The sequence below is a fragment of the Stenotrophomonas rhizophila genome (genome assembly GCF_003651185.1).
GTDB classification, from domain to species: Bacteria; Pseudomonadota; Gammaproteobacteria; order Xanthomonadales; family Xanthomonadaceae; genus Stenotrophomonas; species Stenotrophomonas maltophilia_Z.
Window position 1 is genome coordinate 887,941 of record NZ_RCDC01000004.1, and the last position, 24,742, is coordinate 912,682.

General features: G+C 65.8%; 24 protein-coding genes and 1 tRNA gene. 12 read left to right on the plus strand and 13 right to left on the minus strand.

What is annotated here, in order from left to right; all coding sequences use genetic code 11:
- Positions 1-133 precede the first annotated feature (133 nt).
- The 5 genes from BCL79_RS04025 to BCL79_RS04045 all read right to left on the minus strand — a co-directional run bounded on the left by BCL79_RS04025 (position 134) and on the right by BCL79_RS04045 (position 3,797).
- The gene (locus BCL79_RS04025; protein ID WP_121037704.1) at positions 134-745 is read right to left on the minus strand and encodes a hypothetical protein; all 612 of its coding nucleotides are present in this window, start codon (positions 743-745) and stop codon (positions 134-136) included.
- 35 nt (positions 746-780) lie between these two features.
- On the minus strand, positions 781-1,047 hold the full coding sequence (locus tag BCL79_RS04030) for a tyrosine-type recombinase/integrase (protein ID WP_183073670.1): 267 nt from the start codon (positions 1,045-1,047) through the stop codon (positions 781-783).
- Between the two features lie 47 nt (positions 1,048-1,094).
- Positions 1,095-2,555, minus strand: a complete 1,461-nt coding sequence (locus BCL79_RS04035; protein ID WP_121037710.1) for a site-specific integrase — start codon at positions 2,553-2,555, stop codon at positions 1,095-1,097.
- An 86-nt stretch (positions 2,556-2,641) separates the two neighbouring features.
- Positions 2,642-2,731: transfer RNA gene (locus BCL79_RS04040), tRNA-Ser, on the minus strand.
- Between the two features lie 73 nt (positions 2,732-2,804).
- On the minus strand, positions 2,805-3,797 hold the full coding sequence (locus BCL79_RS04045; RefSeq protein ID WP_019184298.1) for a LysR substrate-binding domain-containing protein: 993 nt from the start codon (positions 3,795-3,797) through the stop codon (positions 2,805-2,807).
- 126 nt (positions 3,798-3,923) lie between these two features.
- On the opposite strand from BCL79_RS04045, the gene BCL79_RS04050 reads away from it, so the two are divergent.
- Positions 3,924-4,505, plus strand: a complete 582-nt coding sequence (locus tag BCL79_RS04050) for an FMN-dependent NADH-azoreductase (RefSeq protein ID WP_121037724.1) — start codon at positions 3,924-3,926, stop codon at positions 4,503-4,505.
- Between the two features lie 171 nt (positions 4,506-4,676).
- On the opposite strand, the gene BCL79_RS04055 is transcribed toward BCL79_RS04050, so the two are convergent.
- On the minus strand, positions 4,677-5,264 hold the full coding sequence (locus BCL79_RS04055; protein ID WP_121037727.1) for an OB-fold protein: 588 nt from the start codon (positions 5,262-5,264) through the stop codon (positions 4,677-4,679).
- Between the two features lie 374 nt (positions 5,265-5,638).
- Here BCL79_RS04055 and BCL79_RS04060 point away from each other — a divergent pair, with 374 nt between their 5' ends.
- Positions 5,639-5,998 carry an SH3 domain-containing protein gene (locus BCL79_RS04060; RefSeq protein ID WP_121037730.1) on the plus strand — a complete coding sequence of 120 codons (360 nt, stop codon included), beginning with the start codon at positions 5,639-5,641 and terminating at the stop codon, positions 5,996-5,998.
- A 56-nt stretch (positions 5,999-6,054) separates the two neighbouring features.
- Here the strand turns inward: BCL79_RS04060 and serS are convergent, their stop codons facing one another.
- On the minus strand, positions 6,055-7,335 hold the full coding sequence (gene serS / locus BCL79_RS04065; protein ID WP_121037733.1) for a serine--tRNA ligase: 1,281 nt from the start codon (positions 7,333-7,335) through the stop codon (positions 6,055-6,057).
- A 112-nt stretch (positions 7,336-7,447) separates the two neighbouring features.
- Between serS and BCL79_RS04070 the strand changes: the two genes are divergently transcribed.
- A complete protein-coding gene (locus BCL79_RS04070) occupies positions 7,448-8,083 on the plus strand; it encodes an energy transducer TonB (RefSeq protein ID WP_121037736.1) in 636 nt (211 codons plus the stop codon).
- Between the two features lie 148 nt (positions 8,084-8,231).
- Positions 8,232-8,810 (plus strand): energy transducer TonB, encoded by a 579-nt coding sequence (locus BCL79_RS04075; protein ID WP_121037739.1) that lies wholly within the window; start codon positions 8,232-8,234, stop codon positions 8,808-8,810.
- A 150-nt stretch (positions 8,811-8,960) separates the two neighbouring features.
- Here the strand turns inward: BCL79_RS04075 and aroA are convergent, their stop codons facing one another.
- From aroA to BCL79_RS04095, 4 genes are all read right to left on the minus strand, one after another.
- Positions 8,961-10,274 carry a 3-phosphoshikimate 1-carboxyvinyltransferase gene (gene aroA / locus BCL79_RS04080; RefSeq protein ID WP_121037742.1) on the minus strand — a complete coding sequence of 438 codons (1,314 nt, stop codon included), beginning with the start codon at positions 10,272-10,274 and terminating at the stop codon, positions 8,961-8,963.
- A 117-nt stretch (positions 10,275-10,391) separates the two neighbouring features.
- Positions 10,392-11,588, minus strand: a complete 1,197-nt coding sequence (gene pheA / locus BCL79_RS04085; protein ID WP_121037745.1) for a prephenate dehydratase — start codon at positions 11,586-11,588, stop codon at positions 10,392-10,394.
- A 51-nt stretch (positions 11,589-11,639) separates the two neighbouring features.
- Positions 11,640-12,725, minus strand: coding sequence for a 3-phosphoserine/phosphohydroxythreonine transaminase (serC, locus tag BCL79_RS04090; RefSeq protein WP_121037748.1), 1,086 nt, complete (start codon positions 12,723-12,725; stop codon positions 11,640-11,642).
- Positions 12,726-12,861: 136 nt separating this feature from the next.
- On the minus strand, positions 12,862-13,662 hold the full coding sequence (locus BCL79_RS04095) for an FHA domain-containing protein (RefSeq protein ID WP_121037751.1): 801 nt from the start codon (positions 13,660-13,662) through the stop codon (positions 12,862-12,864).
- 121 nt (positions 13,663-13,783) lie between these two features.
- Between BCL79_RS04095 and BCL79_RS04100 the strand changes: the two genes are divergently transcribed.
- The 3 genes from BCL79_RS04100 (at position 13,784) to BCL79_RS04110 (ending at position 15,938) form a co-directional block, all read left to right on the plus strand.
- Positions 13,784-14,059 carry a polyhydroxyalkanoic acid system family protein gene (locus tag BCL79_RS04100; RefSeq protein ID WP_121037754.1) on the plus strand — a complete coding sequence of 92 codons (276 nt, stop codon included), beginning with the start codon at positions 13,784-13,786 and terminating at the stop codon, positions 14,057-14,059.
- Between the two features lie 98 nt (positions 14,060-14,157).
- Positions 14,158-14,652, plus strand: a complete 495-nt coding sequence (locus tag BCL79_RS04105) for a phasin family protein (RefSeq protein ID WP_019184310.1) — start codon at positions 14,158-14,160, stop codon at positions 14,650-14,652.
- A gap of 272 nt (positions 14,653-14,924) precedes the next feature.
- Positions 14,925-15,938: a restriction endonuclease gene (locus tag BCL79_RS04110; protein ID WP_121037757.1), complete on the plus strand. Its 1,014-nt coding sequence runs from the start codon at positions 14,925-14,927 to the stop codon at positions 15,936-15,938.
- A gap of 3 nt (positions 15,939-15,941) precedes the next feature.
- On the opposite strand, the gene hutC is transcribed toward BCL79_RS04110, so the two are convergent.
- A complete protein-coding gene (gene hutC / locus BCL79_RS04115) occupies positions 15,942-16,670 on the minus strand; it encodes a histidine utilization repressor (RefSeq protein WP_121037759.1) in 729 nt (242 codons plus the stop codon).
- A 27-nt stretch (positions 16,671-16,697) separates the two neighbouring features.
- A complete protein-coding gene (locus BCL79_RS04120; RefSeq protein WP_121037762.1) occupies positions 16,698-18,074 on the minus strand; it encodes a formimidoylglutamate deiminase in 1,377 nt (458 codons plus the stop codon).
- A 63-nt stretch (positions 18,075-18,137) separates the two neighbouring features.
- On the opposite strand from BCL79_RS04120, the gene hutI reads away from it, so the two are divergent.
- The 5 genes from hutI (at position 18,138) to BCL79_RS20055 (ending at position 24,742) form a co-directional block, all read left to right on the plus strand.
- Entirely contained in the window at positions 18,138-19,337 is a 1,200-nt protein-coding gene (hutI, locus tag BCL79_RS04125) for an imidazolonepropionase (protein ID WP_121041124.1), read from the plus strand.
- A gap of 23 nt (positions 19,338-19,360) precedes the next feature.
- Complete coding sequence (hutH, locus tag BCL79_RS04130) at positions 19,361-20,902, plus strand: histidine ammonia-lyase (protein WP_121037765.1); 1,542 nt, start codon at positions 19,361-19,363, stop codon at positions 20,900-20,902.
- Positions 20,899-21,732 carry an N-formylglutamate deformylase gene (gene hutG, locus BCL79_RS04135; RefSeq protein ID WP_121037768.1) on the plus strand — a complete coding sequence of 278 codons (834 nt, stop codon included), beginning with the start codon at positions 20,899-20,901 and terminating at the stop codon, positions 21,730-21,732. Before hutH ends, hutG begins: the two co-directional genes overlap by 4 nt.
- A complete protein-coding gene (hutU, locus tag BCL79_RS04140; protein WP_121037771.1) occupies positions 21,729-23,393 on the plus strand; it encodes a urocanate hydratase in 1,665 nt (554 codons plus the stop codon). The genes hutG and hutU overlap by 4 nt, the downstream gene beginning before the upstream one ends.
- 191 nt (positions 23,394-23,584) lie before the next feature.
- Positions 23,585-24,742, plus strand: a complete 1,158-nt coding sequence (locus BCL79_RS20055) for a hypothetical protein (protein ID WP_147433855.1) — start codon at positions 23,585-23,587, stop codon at positions 24,740-24,742.

The following is a 24,742-nucleotide window of genomic DNA, read 5'->3' on the forward strand; positions in this document are numbered from 1 at the left end:
TTGCCACTGAGCTTTGTATCGAGCATTGGCGCTCACATCAACAGCATTGGGAGCCCGCATACCTGGTCCGCTGGAGAGATCAAGATATCTGCCGAGCTTTCCCCGACGATAGAGCCGAGAAGAACAAACCAATTTAGATAGGGGATCTTCCAGAATAGCCAACCTGCTGAGTCGATTGGTTCAGCCCAGCCTCCTCAGCCATCAACTTCTCCTTGGCAGCCAACTTCACTGCCTCGTGATACGCCGTTGCTGGACTCACAAATGCACTTAGCAAGGTGCCCTGATCTTTTGCAAAAAGCACATATCTCGCTGTTGGCTGCGGCTGCGCCAGAGCACCACTTGGCAGGTAGATGGTTGCATACATGACTTGATATCGACCATTGGGGGAAGCGTAATACTCAGCCATCGCCTGATAGGCGCCGACATCAAAGGGGTCAGTAGAAACGTTGGCAAAGGGCTTCCATCGCTCTACCAGTTCGCTCGGATTGGTACAAGCCATTGATGCGGGGCATCCGTATTCAATTCTGGCGCGTTTAACAAAACCGTTGAATTGATCGCCTGTCACAACGTGTCCGCCATCCATGTGCAGCTGGAAGATCGCATGGCCATCTATCTCCTCCTCGGGCTCGCACCCCAAGATCGCAAACTGACTTGCGCCACATGCTTCTTCAGTCTCGCGCACTTCACCTGATACCGGGCCTTTGGGCTCCGCAGGGGTCAAACCGATGAAAAAGAACTCGCTCATCTCGCTTCCTCCTTGGAATTCTTGTCTGACAGCCCCTATGTCAAAGCCGCCAAGAGCAACGGGGCCGCTCCCAGCATCACTCGCTCAACGCGCGTCATCTCTTCCAGCAATCGCGCATCGTCCACCTTTGTATAACGACCGGTCACGTCCCGACTGTTGCCGTGTTTGAAAAGGCGCTTCACCACCGCATACGAAGCCACTTCCTCAGCCACTGTAGCAAAGGTTCGGCGCAGATCATGGGTCCGAAGCGCCTCGATCTCGCCAGCTTTCTTCAAACCCTGCAAAATTGCCTTGCTGTCCAAATAGTGTCCCGGCCCTGCTCGGAGCGCAGAACGCCCGCAGTTCGGCACTACGCCCTGCCTGGCGTTCGCAGATGCAACTCGTAGTTCAACGACGCTAGTCCCGGCGAATGCTTGCCCATTCCGGTGAGCTTTTCTTTAGCCGTGAACGCGCGGCTGTATGTGGCATGGTGCTCATCATCCAACTCATGACCCACGATCTGAGCGCGCAGCTCGGATGCCACACCGAGTGTTTGAAGTTCTTGGATGAAGGTCTTTCGCAACGAATGGAAGCCGCGCTTTGCTTTCGGCCAGTCCTTGCCGATCACCGACAGATGCCGGCTAAAAGCCTTCGTGATCCAGTTGCCCTGACCATTGAGCGCATCGCCCTTCGCTTGGGGGAACAACCGTTTGTGACCTACCGCTTTGCGCGTTGCTACCCAGTCCATGAAGCCTAGCGCCAACAGGTCCGGATGCAAAGGAACGGTCCGAAGACTGACCTCCGTTTTGACTTTTTGGTTCTCGCCTTCATCGGAGATGCGAATGCAAGGGAGCTTGGCTTCCAAGATGATGTCAGCGATCAAGAGCTGACCCACTTCCGAGGCTCGGGCGCCTGTGTAGAGTCCAAGGAGCGACGCCCATCGGGCGTTCTCTGAGAGCTTCCCAAAGTTGCTCGGCGAGAAGATCGTTTGGATCTGATCACGGTCGTACGCCTTAAAGCCAAGCTTGCGCCTAGCGCGCTTCTCCCGCAACGAATAGCTCACATGCCCGGTAGCGGGATTGTCGCCCTTGGCGTAGTAGCCAGACGCAATGGCCCAGTCAAAAAAGCCCCCTTTCCCACCCACATAACTCTGTTTGTTCGTCAGTGTTGGCGTCGACGCCCCGCCGTCACGAAGATGTTGATACCAACGCGCTAAGTCAGGTCTTGTGACAGTGTGCAGCTTTGACTTAGGTCCGAGGAAAGCAACGAGCGACTCCACTGCGGCTGTCTTAATCGTAAAGGTCTTGGGCAGCGTGCGCGGCTTGATGCTCGCGAGCCACGCATCGCGTGCCTTTTCCAGAGAAATCGTCTCCGTTACTTGCGGACGGGTTTCGCGAACCAGATTAGGCTCTGGGTCGATCCTGCCGATGGCTGCTACTTCTGCGGACGTCGCGAAACTATGCGCTTGGCGGAACAGACGGACATCGTCTTCGCTGTCGATCTGCCAGCGTTCCGTAATCGTGCCGTCCGCCGCTTGCGTGCGATGGAGCGTCAAATCGCGCCGATCTCCACCGCTGCTTAGGCGGTCAACGAGGGCGTCCAAGTCTTTTTTACTAAAACGGTCCACTCGCTGGTCCCTCAGCAGGTCGTAGGCGTGAGCATAGCCTGATGCCAAGACAATCGCGCGCAACCTGGCTGACGCCAAGTTCGATGTTCGAAGCGTTTGCTTGATCAGCTTACGGCGGATGACGACTTGCAAATCGCTGGGCACGCGCTGACGAAAGGCGTAGGTGCCGGAAAGGGTGCGGATGAGGTGATGGGGGATGCGCATTCGGGAGATGTGTCCCGATCTGTGTCCCGCTGGCAGACCTGTATATTCGAAATAAGTTAAATACAATCAATAACTTAGATGAACATTGGCGGAGAGAGTGGGATTCGAACCCACGGAAGGAATGACCCTTCGCCGGTTTTCAAGACCGGTGCCTTAAACCGCTCGGCCATCTCTCCGGTGTGCGGTCCGGCGCTTGGCCGGGGCCGCATTCTCGCATGACAGGCCCGATTTACCCAAGACCTGCGCAGCTCACCCCGCATCCACCGCCAGCGCACCCAAGGCACTGGCCTTGATCTTCTCTTTGGCCCGCTCGCACGCGCCACCGCAATCCAGGCGCGAGGCCTCCAGCTGCGGCGGCAGGTGTTCAGCCAGGAAGTCGATGAACACGCGCACCGCCGGCAGCAGGCCGCGGCGGGAGGCGAACACGGCGTGGCAGATGCCCTGCGGCAGCGACCAGTCCGGCAGCACCACTTCCAGTTCGCCGTTGCGCACGGCGTCGGCGCAGACGGTTTCCGGCAGCATGGTGATGCCGAAGCCGTCCTTGACCATGCTCTGCAGCAGCGGGAAGTCGAAGCCGGCCACGCGCGGCTGCAGGTCCACGCGGCGGACCGCACCTTCCGGGCCGTGCAGTTCCCAGCGCTGACGGGCTTCGTCTTCGCTGATGCTCAGGGTGACGTGATTGGTCAGCTCGTCCGGGTCTTTCGGGCGGCCGGCGCGGTCGAGGTATTTGGGGCTGGCCACCAGCAGTTCCTGCACCTGGCCGAAGCTGCGCATCACCAGGCTGCCATCGTCATCCAGGCGCGAACGCACGCGCAGGGCGACGTCGTAGCCTTCATTGATGATGTCCACGCGGCGGTTGCTGATGTTCAGCTGCAGCCGCACCTTGGGGTATTGCGCCAGGAAGATCGGCAGCAGCTTGGGCAACTGCATCTGCGCTAGCGAGACCGGCACGCTGGCGCGCACCAGGCCGCGTGGCTCGGCGCTGAGGCGATCCACCACCTCACGCGCGGCCTGGGCCTCGGCGAGCATGGTCTGCGCGTGGCGATGCACGCTGGTGCCGACGTCGGTCACCGCGAAGCGGCGCGTGGAGCGCTGCAGCAGGCGGACGCCCAGGTCGGTTTCCAGCTGGCTGATACGGCGGCTCAGGCGGGATTTGGGGATGCCTAGCGCGCGTTCTGCTGCGGCGAAGCCACCATGATCCACCACCATGGCGAAGTAGTAGAGGTCGTTGAGGTCTTGCATACCGAAGTTCCAGATATAGAACAATACGTGGTATTCAACCACCTTTATTCCAAACAGGCAACAACCTAACCTGATCTTCGTCGGCGGCGCCCTGCCCCGCCCCTCCTCAGATAACAGGTGATTGCCATGAAGCTTCTTCACATCGACGCCAGCGTGCTTGGCGACAACTCGGTCTCCCGCCAGCTCTCCACCGCCGTGGTCCAGCAGTGGCGCGACCAGGTGCCGGGCCTGGAGGTGAGCTACCGCGACCTCGACGCCCAGCCGGTCCCGCACCTGCGCAGCTCGTCGCTGGCCCAGTCCGACCCGGCCGAAGTGGCCGATGCCGAGCAGGTCCTGGAACAGTTCCTCGCCGCCGACGTGGTGGTCATCGGCTCCCCAATGTACAACTTCAGCGTCGCCTCCACCCTCAAGGCGTGGATTGACCGCCTGGCCGTGGCCGGGCGCACCTTCAAGTACACCGAAAACGGCCCGGTGGGCCTGGCCGGCGGCAAGCGCGTGATCGTGGCCAGCAGCCGCGGTGGCCTGCATACCGGCGCCCCGACCGACTTCCAGGATCCGTACCTGCGCCAAGTGTTCGCCTTCTTCGGCATCGACAACGTCGAGTTCGTGCGTGCCGAGGGCATTGCCTATTCGCCGCAGCACCGCACCGATGCGATTGCGCAGGCGCTGGCCGCGCTGCCGCAGCCGGAAGCACTCGCCGCGGCGTGAGTCAGGCGACCCACACCGTTCCCTCCCCCTCGTCGTGACGGTGTGGTGGTGGGACGCCGGTTCTCTCTCCCCTGCCGGCGCTCCCCCTGATGGCCCCTTTCGGGGCCATCTTTTTGCCTGGCTGCCGGCTGCCGGCGTCCTGCCGCCGCGGCGCGCCTGGCCCCCTGTAACCTACCTCAGGTCACAATGGCGCATTGCCGGGGTCTCCCGTGCCATGCCATCGCCGGTGCAGGCCGCGGTGATGGCCTCGCCTTTACGCAGGCCGGCGGCATCCGTCGTTGTCAGCCCCATCAGCAGCACCCGCGCGTCAGGGCCGGCGGACAAGTGGACGACGGGCTGATCCAGAGAATCGCCCTGGATGGCCTCCACATCGCCGGAGATCACCAGGGGCTTGCCCTTGTAGAGCACGTCGGCGGCGATCTCATTGGCCTGGTAGTCCAGATACAGCTGCTGCGCGGCCAGCTCGATGGTGTCGGCCAGCACGCTGATCGCCTCGCTCTCGGTCTCGGCGGCGTGCGCATCTTCCCGCGGGGCGCTGACTGCGCTCAGCGTTCCGGCAAAGATGGCGATGCCAACGAAGTACACCATCGGCGAGACCATCAGCGAGAGCAGCAACGGTGCGAGACCCCTGGTCACCCCACCGCTGGACATCGCCACGATGGCCAGGATGAAGGCCACCAGATTCAGTGGCCAGCCGATGAAGAGCCCCAGCCCCGGAAAGGGAATCAGGAAGCACAGCCAGGCGATCACCAGAAGCATCCACGCAGCAGCCCCTGCCGGGTGGAAAGGCGGCGTTGTTGTGCCCACTGCGTTCACGGGGATGGTCCTGCGGGAGGTGAATGACGTTATCCATCGTCGTTGCCGCCCGGCTGCGCGAGTGGACGCAGGTCACATCCCACGGACTCCGCCGGAAACTCCAGAACCGCCCCCTTTGCCCTGCGCGCCTTGTGGGCAGAGGGTTCCGCGCTGGCCGGGAATTCATCTGGTGATCGATGGAGCTCTGCACCGACAGCACAACGGAGTTCCGCCTTACTCGATCAGGCTCTGGACCGGAAGCACCCGACGTGACGCATTCGACCCAAGGCGGTCGCGCAGATCGCTATGCTGATCCGTCCTTCTCTGGATCAGCCCGCATGGACTACCGCGTCACCGCCGCCCACCGCAGCGAATTCCCACATCCGATCACCCTGCAACCCGGCGACGCACTGCAGGTCGGCGAGCGCTATCAGGGGCCCGAAGGCTGGGACAACTGGTATCTGTGCCAGACGCCGGGCCAGGCCGCTGGGTGGGTGCCGGCGCAGGTGATCGGCCGCAACGCACAGGGCGATGCGGTAGCGGCCGAGGCTTACTGTGCGCGCGAACTGGATGTCGACGTGGGCCAGCAGGTGCGCGGTGAGCGCGAGCTCAACAGCTGGGTGTGGTGCGAGGTGGTCGGCGGCACGTCCTCTGGCTGGGTGCCGATGGGCGTGTTGACGCCGATTACGCCCCGGTAGCCACCCACAAAAAACCCGCCTTCCGGCGGGTTTTTTTCATGCGTCACGGCGTTGGATCAACCGATGATCTCGACACCGCCCATGTAGGGCTTCAGCGCGTCCGGCACGGTGATGCTGCCGTCGGCGTTCTGGTAGTTCTCCATCACCGCGATCATCGCGCGGCCGACCGCCACGCCGGAGCCATTGAGCGTGTGCAGCAGCTCGGGCTTGGTGGTTTCCGGGTTGCGCCAGCGGGCCTGCATGCGGCGCGCCTGGAAATCACCGCAGTTGGAGCACGAGGAGATCTCACGGTAGGTGTCCTGCGAGGGCAGCCACACTTCCAGGTCATAGGTCTTGATGGCCGAAAAGCCCATGTCGCCGGTGCACAGCAGCACCTTGCGGTACGGCAGGCCGAGCTTTTCCAGCACGACTTCCGCACAGCGGGTCATGCGCTGGTGCTCTTCATCGCTCTGCGCCGGGGTGCACGCGGCGACCAGCTCCACCTTCTCGAACTGATGCTGGCGGATCATGCCGCGCACGTCGCGGCCGCCACTGCCGGCTTCGGCACGGAAGCACAGCGAATGGGCGGTCATGCGCAGCGGCAGCTGGTCGGCATCGATGATGTCATCGCGCACGATGTTGGTCAGCGGCACTTCCGAGGTCGGAATCAGGTAGCGCGTGGACTCGCCCACGGCCGTCTTGAACAGATCGTCCTCGAACTTCGGCAGCTGGCTGGTGCCGCGCAGCGACTCGGCATTGACCAGCGCCGGCACATTGGTCTCTTCGTAGCCATGCTCGCCGGTGTGCAGGTCGAGCATGAACTGCGCCAGCGCACGGTGCAGCCGCGCGATCGGGCCACGCAACACGGTGAAACGCGAGCCGGACAGCTTGGCCGCGGTCTCGCCATCCAGCCAGCGGTTGCGGGCGCCCAGCTCGACATGATCAAGCACCGGGAAATCGAACGCGCGCGGGGTGCCCCAGCGCTTCTGTTCGACATTCTCGGACTCATCCTTGCCGGCCGGCACATCCTCGGCGGGCAGGTTCGGAATGCCCAGCGCGATCGCTTCGATTTTCTCGCGCAACTCATCCAGGGCCACTTCCGAGGCCTTCAGCTCATCGGCGAACGCGGCCACTTCGGCCATGATCGCCGAGACATCTTCGCCCTTGGCCTTGGCCTGGCCGATCGCCTTGGAACGGCTGTTGCGCAGGCTCTGCAGCTCCTGCGTGCGCACCTGGATGCGCTTGCGATCGGCTTCCAGCGACTCCAGCCCGGAGACATCCAGCTCGAAACCGCGCGAGGAGCGCAGGCGTTCGGCAAGGTCGGCGGGCTGTTGGCGGAGCAGGGCTGGATCGAGCATGGCGGCAGAGGGGTCGACGGATTCGGAGGGGGATTATCGCCTGTTATGCGTTTTTCTGCCGCCGGTTCATCCCGGGCGTGGCAGAATCGAGGTGATCCATACGGTATGCCCCATGTCTGCTTCCCGCTCGACTTCTGGCAAGAACATCACTTTCCACCTGCCCCGCCGCAGCCTCGTGATCGCCGCGATCGCCTTCGGCGTGGGCCTGCTGCTGTTCCTGGTGGTATGGCTGAGCAGCCGCAACTCCGACTTCTACAAGGCCGACCCGGCCGCGCAGACCCCCGCCCAGGTGGCCGACGTGGTGCCGCTGCCCGAGCCGCTGGCCGCTGCCGCCGGCTCCAGCGACATGCCCGACGCCAAGGCCCCGCCGGTCAACGAGGAAAAGCCGCAGCTGGTGGAGACGGCCCCGCCGCCGCCACCGTCCGCCCCGGCTGCGGCCGCCGCACCCACCGCGCCCACGGCCATGGCGCCGAGCGACCGCCCGCAGCCGATCGCCGACCAGTCGCCGCCGCCGAGTTACCCGCCCGCCGCATTGCGCCGCGGTGACCGCGGCACGGTGGTGGTCCGCGTGGATGTGGATGCCACCGGCTATCCCTCGGCCGTGACGTTGATCCAGCGCAGCGGTTCACGCGACCTTGACCGCGCGGCGTCCGATGCGGTGCGTCGCTGGCGTTTCCAGCCGGCGCAGAACAACGGTGTGCCCGTGCCTGGCAGCCTGGAAGTGCCGTTCGACTTCACGCCGCAGTGAATCATCGCCGCCACGTGCGGCGATTGTGCAACGGCTCAGCAAACTGAACCTCGATGGGAATGCAGTCGTCGCGTTGACGTTGCGCTGACACATCCACAACCGTGTCCGGGCAAGACTGCGGGTGTCACATCGACACCAGGAGTCAGCCATGAGTGTTACCCATGCCCCGGACATGCCCCATTCGCCGCAGCATCAGCGCGACGTGATCGATGAGCCCCACCATCGCCGCACCTCCCCCTGGTTGTGGGTGGCGTTGATCGTGGCGATGTTCGCCGCCGCGCTGGTGTGGTTGCGGTATGCCACCCCGGGCGATACGAACGACGCGCCGGTGGGCCAGCGCATGTTGCCCGCCACCGAAACTGCACCCGTGGCCACCACGCCGGCACCTGCTGCGCGCCAGGCCGCACCGGCGGCCGAGCAGCGCAAGGCGACGCCGGCCGTGCGAAACCGCGAGGCCCGTCCGCTGGCAAGCAACGCCAAGCCGGCTTACCCGCGCACTGCCCTGCGCAGCGGCGTGCAGGGCAGCGTGGTGGCCAGCCTCAACGTGGATACCCGCGGCCAGGTGACCGAGGCGAATATCGTGCAGCGTAGTGGCACGCGTGATCGCGATCTGGATCGAGCGGTACTGACCACCGTGCGCGACTGGAAGTTCGAGCCGGCGATGCACAACGGCCGTGCCGTGGCCAGCGTGGTGCGCGTGCCGGTGGATTTCCGCACCGAGCGCTAAACGGAGGCGCTGAGGCGGAAACGAAAAGGGAGGCCAATGGCCTCCCTTTTTTCGTCCCGCGTATCGACGCCACGGCGACAGGTAGTGCCGGGCGCTGCCCGGCAACCACCCAGGTCTCGACGCAGCCGCCGGACAGAACCGGGCGCTACCTCAAGCGGCGCGAAGCCCGAAGCCGGCGCCCGTCGCCAGGCCATCGAAGTCCGGGAAGGACGTCGCCACGTTGGCGATGTCATTGACGCGCACCTCGCCACTGCTGAGCTGGCCGGCAATCGCGAAGGCCATCGCGATGCGGTGATCGCCGTGGCTCTCGATGGTGCCGCTGCCAAGCACGGCGCCGCCATGGATCGTCGCGCCGTCATCGGTTTCATCGACCTGCACGCCCAGGGTGCGCAGGCCGGTTGCCATCGCAGCCAGACGGTCCGATTCCTTGACCCGCAGTTCGGCCGCGCCGCGCACCACCGTGTTGCCCTGCGCCGCTGCCGCCGCGACGAACAACGCCGGGAACTCATCGATCATGTCCGGCACCAGCGCTTCGGGAATCTCGGCACCGTGCAGCGGTGCGTAGCGCACCACCAGATCGGCCACCGCTTCCCCACCCTGCTCGGCATGGTTTTCTTCGGTGATGTCCGCGCCCATCAGGCGCAGCGCCGCCAGCAGCCCGGTACGGCGCGGGTTGAGGCCCACCGCACGCAGGCGCAGTTCGGAACCCGGGATGACGCTCGCCGCCACCAGGAAGAACGCCGCCGAGGAGAAATCGGCCGGCACCACGATATCGGTCGGGCGCAGCCGCTGGCCGCCACGCAGGCGGGCCTGGCCGGGCGAGAACGCGATATCCACGCCGAACGCGCGCAGCATGCGCTCGCTGTAATCCCGGGTCGGGTGCGGCTCGGTGACGGAGGTTTCGCCATCGGCGTACAGACCGGCCAGCAGCACGGCGGATTTGACCTGCGCGCTGGCGACCGGCGAGGCGAACGCGATGCCGTGCAGCGCCTGCCCGCCGTGCACACGCAGTGGCGGGGTGCCATCGGCCTCGGTATCGATCTTCGCGCCCATCTCGGCCAGCGGACCGGTCACGCGGCGCATCGGGCGGCGCGACAGCGATTCATCCCCGACCATCACCGAGTCAAACGGCTGTGCAGCCAGCAGCCCGGCCAGCAGACGCATGCCGGTGCCGGCATTGCCACAATCCAGCGGGGCGCTCGGTGCCTTCAGTCCATCCACGCCGACGCCGTGCACGATGCGCTGCGAGGGCGACGGGGTGTCGATGCGCACGCCCATCTGCGAAAAAATCGCCGCGGTGGCGCGGGTGTCTTCGCCTTCCAGGAAGCCATCGATACGCGACACGCCATCGGCCAGCGCGGCAAACATCACCGAGCGGTGCGAGACGGACTTGTCGCCGGGAATGGTCAGGCTGCCCTGCAGGGGCTGGCCCTTGTGGGCGATCCAGTACGGAGATGCGGTCATCGGAAATCCTAGGGGGCGGGCCGCCGCGGCGGCGATGCAACGGTGTGCGGGAGGGGCCGCAGCGCCCCTGCGGGCGCCGGGCCGGGCGCAGCGCGCGAGGCGGCTACGCCGGTCGGATCAGGGCACGGCGACCGGATAGGAGCCGAGAATCTTGATCTGCGCCGAGTGGGCTTTCAGTTCGGCCAGGGCCGCCTGCATCGCCTCGTCGTCGACATGGCCGGCCAGATCGATGAAGAAGCCATACTCCCACTTGGCGTTGTGCGAGGGGCGCGACTCGATCCGGTTCATGCTGATGCCATGCCGTGCGAACGGGCTGAGCACATCGAACAGCGCACCGGGCTTGTCGTGGATGAACACCAGCACCGAGGTGCGGTCGTGGCCGGAGGTCGGGAAGATGTTGCGGCCGATGACCAGGAAGCGCGTGGTGTTGTCCGCGTCGTTCTGGATCGGCTTGGTCACCACCTTCTTCAGGCCGTACACATGCCCGGCGCTCTCGCCACCAATCGCGGCGGCATCATCGGCATTGCGGGCGCGGCGCGCGCCTTCGGCATTGCTGGAGACCGGAATCTTCTCGGCCTTGGGCAGGTGGGCGCGCAGCCACGAGGAGGTCTGCATGAACGACTGCGGGTGGCCGTAGACGCGCTCCACATCCTCCAGCCGGCCACTGCGCGACATCAGGTACTGCTGCACGCGCAGTTCCACTTCGCCGCAGATCTTCAGGTTGGAGGTCAGGAACATGTCCAGGGTGATCTGGATGGTGCCCTGCCCCGAGTTCTCCACCGGCACCACGCCGAAATCGGCGTTGCCCGCTTCCACTTCCTGGAACACTTCTTCGATGCTGGCCAGTGGTAGGCCCAGCGCCGAGCGGCCGAAGTGCTTGAGCACGGCCTGCTGGCTGAAGGTACCTTCCGGGCCGAGGTAGCCGATCTTCAGCGGCTCCTGCTGGGCCAGGCAGGCCGACATGATTTCGCGGTAGACGTGGACCAGCACTTCATCGCTGAGCGGGCCCTCGTTGCGGTCCACCACCATGCGCAGCACCTGCGCTTCGCGCTCGGGGCGGTAGTAATCCACCGCGGCAGCAAGCTTGCCCTTGGCCTTGCCGACCTGGTGGGCGAAGTTGGCGCGCTCGGCGATGAGTGCCTGGATGCTGCGGTCGATATGGTCGATCTTGGCGCGCACGTCCGACAGCACGGGCGCGGCAACGGCCGGCGCGGCGTCGCGCTTGGCGGCTCTGGCCTTCTTCGCGGGGGCAGCCGCCTTGGGCGGGGTCGGCGCTGGCTTGGCAGCCTTGGGCTTGGCGGGGTTGGTGGCCATCTGGGGTCCAATTGCAGTGGGGCGGCGGGCGCCCCGGGAAAAACGAATGCGTCAGCCGTTGCGCTGCTGGAAATCGCGCATGAAGGCGGCCAGCGCCTGCGCGCCCTCCACCGGCATGGCGTTGTACAGCGAGGCGCGGATGCCGCCGACCGCCTTGTGGCCCTTCAGCGCCAGCAGGCCGGCGGCTTTGGATTCACTGACGAAACGCGCATTGAGCGCCTCGTCGGGCAGGAAGAACGGGATGTTCATGCGCGAGCGTGCGGCCGCGACGACCTCATTGCGGTAGAAGCCGCCGGACTGGTCGATCGCCTCATAGATCAGGCCCGACTTGACCGCATTGCGGCGGGCGAATGCTTCCACCCCGCCTTCGGCCAGCATCCACTGGAACACCAGGCCGGCCAGGTACCAGTTCCAGGTGGGCGGGGTGTTGAGCATGGAATCGCGCGCAACGTGCGAGCGGTAATCGAAGATGTCCGCACGCGGCTGGCCGCTGCGCTCAAGCAGGTCGCGGCGCACGATCACCACCGACACGCCGACCGGGCCGAGGTTCTTCTGCGCGCCGGCATAGATCAGGCCGTACCTGCTGACATCCAGCGGCTCGCTGGCGATCGAGGAGCTGAAATCGGCGAACAGCGGCACCTCACCCACGTCCGGGGTGTCACGGAACTCCACCCCGTGGATGGTTTCGTTGGCGGTGATGTGCACGTAGGCCGCGTCATCGGAAAGCTGCCAGCTGGCGCGCGCCGGGATGTCGTGGAAGCCGTTGGCTTCGCTGCTCGCGGCGACGTTGACCGTGACGTAAGGGCTGACCTGCTTGATCGCGGTCTTGCCCCAGTGCCCGGTGAGCACGTAATCCACGGTCTGGCCGGGCTGGGCGAAGTTGAGCGCGAGCAGGGCCTGCTGGGTGGTCGCGCCACCGGCCAGGAACAGCACCGCGTAGTCGTCCGGGATGCCGATCAGGCGACGCAGATCGGCCTCGGCCTGGGCGGCGACGGCCATGAACTCCGGGCCGCGGTGGCTCATTTCGACAATGGAGGCGCCCGCGCCGTTCCACTCCAACATCTCTTCCTGCGCCTGGCGCAGGACCGATTCCGGCAACGTTGCAGGGCCGGCACTGAAATTGAACGCGCGCGTCATGTCACACCTATGGGGCAAGACCCCTAGTATGCCGCAGCGCACCAGCCTTTAGGCCTTGCAGCACAAGGCGAATTTGGTTGCAAACGAATCTAATGGCCCACGCGAGACGTGCCTGGTTGCCGGCCAGCGGCCGGCACTACCTCGCCCCGAACCAGAGCAGCCCGCTCAGCGCTGCGGCCAGCAGCAACGCACTGGCCAGCAGCCACGGCCAGCGGCTCACGCGTTTGGGCGCGGCCACCGGTTCCGGGCGCTGGCGTGCGTCGAAGCCGTCGTCCTCTTCTTCGATCACGATGCGCTTGCGGCCGTCGTGCGGGACTTCGAGCACGAAACGGTGCTGGGCATCGAAGACCAGCTGGTCACCCGGCTGCAGCCAGCAATGGCGAACGGTGACGCCATTGACCCGCGTGGACTCACCCGCCCCCAGGTCGCGCAGCAGCAGACGCTCGCCGTGCTGTTCCAGGCGGGCGTGCTGCTCGGCGAAGGCGGGGTCATCGATCACGATGTCCGCTTCGGGTCCGCGGCCGATCACGCGCGGCCGGTCCAGCGTGAAGCTGCGCCCGTGGTGCTGGCCGCCGACGCCACGCAACAGGCGCTGGTCGTCGCCGCCCTCATCGCTGCGTGGCGGCGCATGCGCGACCGCTTCGCAATCGCCCTGCACCACCATCTCCACGCCGTCGGCGTAGACGGCGTCGCCAGCGCGCAGCAGCGCCATCCGGCGCACCGGGCGGCCGTTGACGTGAATGCCGCGGATGCCGTTGGCGACCTGCAGCCACAGGCCGCGGTCATCCAGGCAGAACTGGGCCAGCAGCAAGGTGCCGGGGGTGTCATCGCCAAGCCGGACGGTGCCCGATGCATGACGCACGATGCGCTGCACCCCGGGCCGCAGGGGCTGGTCGGGATGTTGGCGGTGAGTAAAGTGAACTAGCAGGTTCTGCACGCGGCGCAGCCTAGCAGGTTGAATGTCAGGGAAGAAGAAGTGTGACGCAGACCTTGGAGTTGTGCCTGAGGATGCGCACAATGCACGCCCAAATCCGCGCCGTTGTCCGCCAGGAGGCTGTATGTCCACCATCGATATCCGTCACGCCCACGCCCTGCCCGCCGAAAATGCGCGCAAAGCCATCGAAGAAGTCGCCGCCAAACTGTCCGAGCGTTTCGGTCTGCAGTCCAACTGGGTGGGCGACGTGTTGAACTTCAGCGGCTCCGGCGTGGACGGCGCGATCGCGCTGCAGCCCGGCCAGGTGCAGGTCACCGCCAAACTCGGCTTCCTGCTCTCGGCCATGAAGGGCATGGTGGAAAGCGAGATCCAGCGCGTCCTGCAGGAAAAGCTCGGCTGAACCGACGCCCGGCCCGGCGCTGCACTGGCGCCGGCCATCACATCGCTTGAAGCCGGCGATGCATACGATCCAAGGGTGTCCACCCAAGGGATCGCCCCATGAATTCACCCAACGACTTCGACGATCGCATCCCCGGCGAGAAGCCCTCGCTGCAGGATCAGGCCGAGCGCTTCTCGCGCAAGCTGACCGATTCGGCCCAGCAGATCTGGCTGGCCGGTCTGGGCGCCTTCGGGCGTGCGCAGGCCGAAGGCAGCCGTGTCTTCGACAACCTGGTCAAGGAAGGCGAGAACATCGAGGCCCGCAACCGCGAGCAGACCGGCGATACGCCGCGCTGGCGCGACAATGTCGAGGAACACCTCGGCGAGGCCCGCGAAAAGGCCAGCGGCACCTGGGACAAGGTCGAGAAGGCCTTCGATGACCGGGTCCAGGGCGTGCTCAAGCGTCTGCACATCCCCACCGCCGAGGATGTCGCCGCGCTCAATGCCCGGATCGACGCGCTCAACACCCGGGTCAACCGTGCCGAGGCCCGCAATGCCTCGCCGTCGGCCGATCCATCGCCGGGCACGCACCAGTCGCCGACCTCCGACGCCTGAACTGACCCGCTGCGTCGATTGTTGCAAAGCAGCACGACTTTGTTGACAATCGAAATCGACCCGCCAATCGCTTCCACCGCCGTTTGTTCCCTCCCCTCACGGCTCTGGATTGGCGGGTTTTTTGTGGGCGCTGCTACCGCAAGGCCCCGCAAAGTGAGACGGCCGTCACCGACGTGACCGCCGGATGCAAACCGCGCCGACAACGACGCGCCGCAGACGTGCAAAGGCGCATATAAACTGTCTATCGCACTTCCCTGTTCATATCCCCCTGCATGCTCTCCTGGATTCTGGCCCTGCTGTTGGCCCTCATCGTCTGGTTCCTGGCCACGGCCTACTTCTGGCTGATCAAACGGAAGCGCAAGGAGACTCAGCTCGGCCTGAATGCCTTGGCCGGCATGCACTGGCGCGAGTTTTCCCTGATCGTCCGGCGCGCGATGCACGAGCAGCGCGGGCTGCAGGATGTACCGGACGAGACCGCAGACAGCCGGGAGCCGCGCAGCGATTTCCTGATGCACGACGGTCCGCAGCGCTGGCTGCTCTCCTGCAAGCATGGCCGCGCCTACCGGATCGGCACGGCGGCCGTGAACGAACTGGGTGCCGCCGCGCGCCTGGCCGGTGCCCGTGGCGGCATCCTGATCACCGAGGGCAAGGTGGAGCGCGATGGACGCATCGCCGCTGAGAAACAGAGCGTCGAGGTCCTCGATGGCCCGCTGCTGTGGCCGTTGCTGAAGCCCTACCTGCCGGGCGACATGGAGGCCCGGGTCGAGGCCGGTGCCCGTGGCGAAGCCCTCCGCCGTATCTCGATCGCGGCACTGGGCGCGGCGACGTTGGGCCTGATGGTCGGGCTGGGCTCGCTGACCGCCGGGCTGGAAAAGGAGTGGGCCGACGATGAAACCGCGGCGGCCGCGCCGGCTGCAGCGAAAGCACCCGCGCCGGCCGGCACCCAGCCCACTGCTGCGACGCCTGCCCCGGCAGCCCCGCAGGCCGCTGGCGGCGCGGCCGACGCCGCTCCGCCTGCAATGGAAGCGAACCCGGACGACGCCACGTTGGACCGCTACCAGCAGGAGCTGTCACGCAACGTGGCCAGCCGCTCCGGCGTGGCCAGTGGCATCTGGCTGACCCGGCAGACGCTGGCGATCAACCGCACCGGCGAGATCGACACGATCTGGCCGCTGATCTGCGAGGAAGTGACCCGCTACCCGGCGCTGCGCACCGTGCGCATCCAGCTCAACCCGCGCCCCGGCGTGGATGAGCCGGTCCGCTGGCGGCAGTGCACCACGCTGTAAGGCTCAGCGCGCGCCCGGCGAGAACCGGGCGACCAGATCGTAGGCATCGCCCAGGAACATCTGCCGCACGCAGGTGATCGGTTGCTCGCCGCGCCAGGTGAGGCGGTCGATCACCAGGCACGCCGTGCCGGGTTTGACCTGCAGCAGCGTCGCGGCCGCCTCATCCGCGCCCCAGGCACTGATCCGGTGCTGCGCGCGCGTCCAGGAGACGTTCTGCAGCAGCCAGCTGCCTGGCGCGGTCGTCTCGAAATCCACCTCCAGCACCTCCGGCACGCCGACCGGGCTGATCAGGCGGTGCTCCAGCGCCAGCGGCCGGCCATCGGCCAGATGCAGGCAGCGGATCGCCAGCAGCTTCTCGCCGCCGGCCAAGGTGGTTTCTTCGGCCACCTGCTCGCGCGGGCGCCGGTAGGCACGCTCCAGCAGCTGGTAGGCATAGACGTGCCCGCGCGCTTCCACCGCCATCGCGATATCAGGAATCTCCAGCGCCACCTGTTCCAGGTGCGGCGGCTGGCGCGCGACGAACGAGCCCGCACGGCGGCGGCGCTCGATCATGCCGCTCTCGGCCAGCGCGGTCAGCACCTTGTTCACGGTCATCCGCGAGCAGCCGTACTGCTCCATCAGTTCGTGTTCGTAGGGGATGCGGAAGCCAGGCGCCCACTGTCCACTGAGGATGCGGCTTTCCAGATCAGCACGGATGCGCTGATTGAGGGTTGCTGCTTTCTTGCCCGTCACTCTGGATTCCTGCATGGGAGGGCCGGATCAGACCCTCAACAACGGTCGAAGTGCCGCGGCGAACCGTGCGGCCACCGCCTCGCGTTGCGGGTGGCGACCGTCACGGACCCACTGGCGCCCTTGGCGCCACACCGATCGCACGGCGCCATTACGTGCGGCGAACACCCAGCTGTCAAGCAAGGCATCACCGTCGCGGGCGATCAGCGCCGGGTGGTCCGGATCGAGTTCGACGATGTCGGCCGGTGCGCCTGCCTGCAGTCCGGTGGTCACGCCCAGGGCCTGCGCAGCACCGTTCAACGACTGTTCGTACAGCCAGCGGCCGGTGGACTGCCCATCGCCCGGGGCCAGCACGTTGCGCCCGCGCAGTTGCAGGCGCTGGCCGTACTCGAGCAGGCGCAGCTCTTCGGCGGCGTCGATCAGCACGTTGGAATCCGAGCCCACGCCGAACCGGCCGCCGGCACGCGCGAAGGCCTGCATCGGGAACAGACCGTCGCCCAGGTTCGCCTCGGTGATCGGGCACAGCCCGGCCACCGCACGGCTGGCGACGATCTGCTGCATCTCCACCTCGGTGATGTGGGTGGCATGCACCAGGCACCAGCGCGCATCCACCGGCGCGTGTTCGTACAGCCACTGCACCGGCCGCATGCCGCTCCAGGCGACGCAGGCATCGACCTCGCGGGTCTGTTCGGCGATGTGGATGTGGACGGGTCCGGTGTTGAGCGGCAGCAGCGCGGACAGTTCCTCGCCGGTCACCGCGCGCAGGCTGTGCGGGGCGAAACCGAGCACCGCATCGTCCTGGTCCTGCAGCGCGCGCGTGCAGCCCTGCAGCAGCGCGGCAAAGCCGTCCACGTCGTGGATCAAACGGCGCTGGGCCGGGTTCGGCGCGGCGCCACCGAAATCGGCATGCGCGTAGAACACCGGCAGCAGGGTCAGGCCGATCCCGCTGGAGCGGGCGGCGGCGGCGATGCGCTCGGCCATTTCGGCACGGTTGGCATACGGCGCGCCGTCCGGGCCGTGGTGCAGATAATGGAACTCGCCGACCCGGGTGAAGCCCGATTCCAGCATCTCCACATAGGCCTGCTCCGCGATCGCCTGCATCGCCTCGGGCTGCAGATGCGCCAGGAAGCGGTACATCAGCTCGCGCCAGCTCCAGAAGCTGTCGCCGCTGTTGCCGCCGATCTCGGTCAGCCCGGCCATCCCGCGCTGGAAGGCGTGGCTGTGCAGGTTGCCCAGGCCCGGCAACGCGATCGCCAGCGCGGTATCGCCCGGCTCGGCCGACACACCTTCGGTCACCTCGAGGAGCGTGCCACCCTGGCTGAGGATGCGCACATCGCGCGCCCAGCCGTGTGGCAGCAGCGCGCGGGCAGCGTGGAAACGAAGGATCGGTGCGGGGGTGGCTGGCATCACTGGACATCCCGGAAGAGGCGTCTATATTGTATAGACATATACACCGATGTGGTTGCTGCCATGCACTGTGACACCCTCTGGTACCACGCCAACCTGATCACCGTCGACGGCCCGGGCCTGGGCGTGATCGAGAATGGCGTGATCGCCGCGACCGATGGGCGCATCATGCATGTCGGTGCGGCCGGTTCTGCCGATCACCTGCAGCCCGCCCAGCGCATCGACTGCGCCGGGCGCTGGATCAGCCCCGGTCTGATCGACTGCCACACCCACCTGGTCTATGCCGGCAACCGTGCCGGGGAGTTCGAACAGCGCCTGCAGGGCGTGAGCTATGCCGACATCGCCCGCGCCGGCGGCGGCATCGTCTCCACCGTGCGTGCCACCCGCGCCGCCAGCGAGGCCGACCTGCTCGCCGCCAGCCTGTCCCGGCTCGATGCCATGCTGGCCGAAGGCATCACCACGCTCGAGATCAAATCCGGCTACGGGCTGACCCTGGCCGACGAGACCAAGCAGCTGACGGTCGCGCGCGAACTGGGGCGGCAGCGCGCGGTCGAGATCGTGCCGACCTTCCTCGGCGCGCACGCGATCCCGCCGGGCCGGCAGGCGCAGGAATACATCGACGAGGTCTGCAACGTCATGATTCCGGCCGTCGCGGCGGCCGGGCTGGCCGAGGCGGTGGACGTGTTCTGCGAGAACATCGCCTTCAGCGCCGCACAGGCCGAGCAGGTCTTCCTCGCCGCGCAGCAGCACGGGCTGGCGATCAAGATCCATGCCGAGCAGCTCAGCAACCAGCACGGTGCCGCCCTGGCGGCACGTCACGGCGCACTGTCGGCCGACCATATCGAACACCTCGACGCCGACGGCATCGACGCCATGCGCAGCGCCGGTACCGTGGCCGTGCTGCTGCCGGGCGCGTTCTATTTCACCCGCGATACCACCCTACCCCCGATCGCCGCACTGCGCGCCGCCGGCGTGCCGCTGGCGCTGGCCACCGATTCCAATCCCGGCACCTCGCCGCTGACCAGCCCGCTGCTGGCGATGAACATGGCCGCCACCCTGTTCCGCATGACCGTGGCGGAGTGCATCGCCGGCTTCACCCGTGAAGCGGCGCGCGCCCTTGGCCGCCAGGACCGGATCGGCCGGCTCGCCGTCGGCCTGGACTGCAACCTCGCCCTGTGGGACATCGAGGCGCCTGCCGACCTCGTCTACCGCATGGGTTTCAACCCTCTGCACAGCCGCGTGATGCGCGGCCAACCCGTCTGAATCTAGTGATGTCTGGAGATTTCATGAGCACTACCCTGACCCTGCACCCCGGCGCCGTCACGTTGGCGCAATGGCGCGCGATCCATGACGGCGCGCGGGTGCGGCTGGACCCGACCTCGGCCGCGGCCGTGCTGCGCAGTGCGCAGACCGTGGCCGACATCGTCGCCAAGGGCGCGCCGGTGTACGGCATCAATACCGGCTTCGGCAAGCTGGCCAGCGTGCGCATCGAGCGCGACGATCTGGAAACCCTGCAGCGCAATATCGTGCTTTCGCATGCCGCCGGCGTCGGCGAGCCGATGCCGGCGCCGGTGGTGCGCCTGATGATGGCGTTGAAACTGGCCAGCCTGGCCCAGGGCGCCTCGGGCATCCGCCCGCAGACGCTGGCCCTGCTGGAAGCCTTCCTGCAGCACGACTTCATTCCGGTGATTCCGTGCCAGGGCTCGGTCGGCGCCTCCGGCGATCTGGCCCCGCTCTCGCACCTGGCGAGCGTGATGATCGGCGTCGGCGAAGCCTTCGTGGCGGGCGAGCGCCTGCCGGCGGCCGAGGCGCTGGCCAAGGTCGGCCTGGCCCCGCTGGTGCTGGGCGCGAAGGAAGGCCTGGCCCTGCTCAACGGCACCCAGTACTCCACCGCCTATGCACTGGCCGGTCTGTTCGCGATCGACACCGTGTTCCGCGCGGCGTTGGTCACCGGCGCGCTCTCGGTGGAAGCGGCCAAGGGTTCGGACACCCCGTTCGACCCGCGCATCCACAGCATCCGCGGCCAGCGCGGACAGATCGCCACCGCCGCCGCGCTGCGTACCCTGATGCAGGGCTCGGCGATCCGCGAATCGCACCGCGACAACGACGTGCGCGTGCAGGATCCGTACTGCCTGCGCTGCCAGCCGCAGGTGATGGGCGCCGCGTTCGACGTGATGCGCCAGGCCGCCACCACGCTGGCGATCGAAGCCAACGGTGTCTCCGACAATCCGCTGGTATTCACCGATACCAACGAGGCGCTGAGCGGTGGCAACTTCCACGCCGAGCCGGTCGCTTTCGCGGCGGACATGCTGGCGATGGCCGTGTGCGAGATCGGCTCGATCAGCGAGCGCCGCACCGCGATGCTGGTCGACCCGGCCCTGTCCGGCCTGCCCGCCTTCCTCACCCCGAAGCCCGGCTTGAATTCCGGCTTCATGATTCCGCAGGTCACCGCCGCGGCGCTGGTCTCGGAAAACAAGCAGCGCGCCTATCCGGCCAGCGTCGACTCGATCCCGACCTCGGCCAACCAGGAAGACCACGTCTCGATGGCCGCACACGGTGCGCGCCGCCTGATGGCGATGGCCGAGAACGCCGCCAACGTGATCGGCATCGAGCTGCTGGCCGCTGCACAGGGCTGCGATTTCCATGCCCCGCTGCGCTCCAGCGATGCACTGGAAGCCGTACGCCAGCGCCTGCGCGCGCAGGTGCCGACGCTGGAAGACGACCGTTACTTCCACCCGGACATGGTGGCCGCGACCGACCTGGTGCGCAGTGGCGTGCTGGCTGCCGGGCTGGACGACATCCTGCCGCCACTGGAGCCGCTGGCATGACTTCCCAACCGGATTGGCTGCAGATCCACCGCGGCGATGTGCCGTTGATCGTCAGCTTCCCGCACACGGGCACCGAGCTGCCCGATGCACTGGCCGCGCAGTTCGTCTCGCCGTGGCTGGCCCGCCGCGACGCCGACTGGTGGGTGCATGAGCTGTACGCCTTCGCGCAGCAGATGGGCGCCACCACGGTGCGCACCGCGGTGTCGCGCTCGGTCATCGACGTCAACCGCGACCCCAGCGGCACCTCGCTGTACCCGGGCCAGAACACCACCGGCCTGTGCCCGCTGACCACCTTCGACAACCAGCCGCTGTACCGCGATGGCCACGGCCCGGACGAGGCGGAGATCGCGCGCCGCCGCGATACCTGGTTCGCGCCTTACCACGACGCCCTCGCGGCGGAGGTCGCGCGACTGCGTGCCCGGCACGGCACCGTGGTGGTGTACGACGCGCACTCGATCCGCTCGCACATCCCGCACCTGTTCGATGGCCAGCTGCCACAGTTCAACCTCGGCACCAACGGCGATACCACCTGCGACAACGCGTTGACCGACGTGGTCGACAATCTGTGCGCGATGAGCGGCATGAGCCATGTGCGCAACGGCCGCTTCAAGGGCGGCTACATCACCCGCCATTACAGCGACATCCCCGGCGGCGTGCACACGCTGCAGATGGAGCTGGCCTGCCGCGGCTACATGCACGAGCCCGAGGCCGTGGATGAGCACAGCTGGCCCACGCCATTGGATCCCGATCACGCCGCCCCGCTGCGCGCCACGCTGCAGCAGGTGCTCGATGCCTGTCTCGACTTCGCTACGTCCCGGAGTGCTGCATGACCCGTCTCGATTCCACCCGCACCATCCTCGCCCCGACCGGCACCACGCTGACCTGCAAGAGCTGGCTGACCGAAGCCCCGCTGCGCATGCTGATGAACAACCTGCACCCGGACGTGGCCGAGCGCCCGCAGGAGCTGGTGGTCTACGGCGGCATCGGCCGCGCCGCGCGCGACTGGGAGAGCTACGACAAGATCATCGAGACCCTGCAGCGGCTCGAAGATGACCAGACCCTGCTGGTGCAGTCGGGCAAGCCGGTCGGCGTGTTCCGCACCCATGTGGATGCCCCGCGCGTGCTGATCGCCAACTCCAACCTGGTGCCGCGCTGGGCCAACTGGGACCACTTCAACGAGCTCGATAAGAAGGGCCTGGCCATGTACGGCCAGATGACCGCCGGCAGCTGGATCTACATCGGCGCCCAGGGCATCGTGCAGGGCACTTACGAGACCTTCGTGGAGATGGGCCGCCAGCACTACAACGGCAGCCTGGCCGGCAAGTGGCTGTTCACCGGTGGGCTGGGCGGCATGGGCGGCGCACAGCCGCTGGCTGCGGTGATGGCCGGCGCCTCGTGCCTGGCGGTGGAATGCCGCAAGAGCAGCATCGAGATGCGCCTGCGTACCGGGTATCTGGACACCTGGACCGACGACCTCGACGAAGCGCTGCGCCTGATCGAAGAGTCGTGCACCGCCAAGAAGCCGCTCTCGGTCGGCCTGCTCGGCAACGTCGCCGACGTGCTGGACGAGCTGCTGATCCGCGGCGTGAAGCCGGACCTGCTGACCGACCAGACCTCCGCGCACGACCCGGTCAACGGTTACCTGCCGCAGGGCTGGACGGTGGAAGAATGGGACGACAAGCGCGTCTCCGCGCCGAAGGAAGTGGAAGCGGCCGCGCGCGAATCGATGGCCAACCACATCCGCGCCATGCTCGGCTTCCACTCGCTCGGCGTACCGACCGTGGATTACGGCAACAACCTGCGCCAGATGGCGCTGGAAGAAGGCGTGGAAGATGCCTTCGACTTCCCCGGCTTCGTGCCCGCCTACATCCGCCCGCTGTTCTGCCGCGGCATCGGCCCGTTCCGCTGGGCCGCGCTGAGCGGCGATCCGGAGGACATCGCCAAGACCGACGCCAAGGTCAAGGAACTGATCCCGGACAACCCGCACCTGCACCGCTGGCTGGACATGGCCGCCGAGAAGATCAAGTTCCAGGGCATGCCCGCGCGCATCTGCTGGGTCGGCCTGGGCGATCGTGATCGACTCGGTCTGGCCTTCAACGAGATGGTCGCCAATGGCGAACTGAAGGCGCCGGTGGTGATCGGCCGCGATCACCTGGATTCGGGCAGCGTCGCCTCGCCGAACCGCGAAACCGAAGCCATGCAGGACGGCTCGGATGCCGTCTCCGACTGGCCGCTGCTCAACGCCCTGCTCAACACCGCCAGTGGCGCCACCTGGGTCTCGCTGCACCATGGCGGCGGCGTCGGCATGGGCTTCTCGCAGCACTCGGGCATGGTCATCGTCTGCGATGGCACCGACGCGGCGGCCAAGCGCATCGCCCGCGTGCTGTGGAACGACCCGGCCACGGGCGTGATGCGGCATGCCGACGCGGGGTATGCGATCGCGGTGGACTGCGCGAAGGAAAAGGGGCTGGATCTGCCTGGGATTCTTTGAGTGCGCGCGGAGGAACGGTACGCACCCGCTGCAGGACGGTGCGCCGCCGGCTGGAATGACTCCGCCAAACGTACGCTCTGACGTCCTCAATTTGGTCGCTTTTAGAACCAGTTGCCTGTCTAATGTTTCTGGGAAGACCTCGCGCCGCCCATGTGGCGGCAAGTCTCATCGTTCAACGTTGATGGATCACCATGCTGAACTTTCCGGAAAACTCCTTAGCGTTTCACTTGGAAGCGTTCTTGCAAAATGCAAGAACACATCAAGATCAAGAGCTGACGTTGCCTGCCCAGCTATATCTTGATGGCGGCTTAGGAAGTGCCGCACAGGCAGTTCAAGTCTTATCTCAGCTATCCATCGACACCGACCAAGATCTTTCAATACAGGTTAAAGATGAGGCGCTTGCGACAGAGCCAAGCCGGCGCCGCCTCGCTGAGACGCTACATGGCATGGCCGCATTGTACTTTGCGAACAGCGCCGCACTTTCAGATACAGTAATTTCCCGACGAGATCTCCGCCAGACGCTCGTGCCGCGATTGCTGGCCATGAGATCACAGAACTACAAGACACTTGACCAGAAAAAATCTGCGTCCCTGTGCTTTCTCATGGGATCGAAGAATGAATTCCTACCCTCTGTGTACTCAGCATCAGAACCACGCACAGTTCGGTCACGATCAGAATTTTTGATCGCTTTTCGCAGAATGCTCAACAGTCTTGATCCAGAGAGAGATGAGAGCTTTCTCACAGAGGGCGCGGAGAATTACCTCAACACCTTGGTACACGAACTATTCCTGAATGCAGACGAGCATGGCTCAATCGACGCTTACGGAAATCGGCTGCGCCAGGGCATGCGAGGCATACACATGCAGCTCACCAGCATGGTGTCCGCGCCAGACGTAGCTCGCGACGCCGGCGAAGACAACGCACTAAGATTCTATTTGGCCACACTCCCTCTACATGGATCATTCGAATCTGAAGATAACGCAACTCTTCTCGAGATGAGCGTATTCGATACCGGCCCCGGCATGGGCCTAAGTTGGCTATCAAGGATTAGCGACGCAAAAACGTACGACGATTTTGAGTTGGAGGAAGAACTTGAGGCAGTAAAGACCTGTTTTAAGAAGCAGGCGACCACTCGTTCAAGCGTCGTCCGTGGACAAGGCCTTCCAACTGTCCTTAGAGCACTCAATAGGCTTAACGCCTTTATGACTGTCCGGACAGGAAGGACAAGCCTCTACCAAGATTTTTCACTAGTGGATTCCGACGAGTTTCATCCCTATCAGCGATTCTCTAATGAGGAACTACCCCTCATCAGCGGAACGTCTTTCACGATATGGTTTAGGATCAAATAA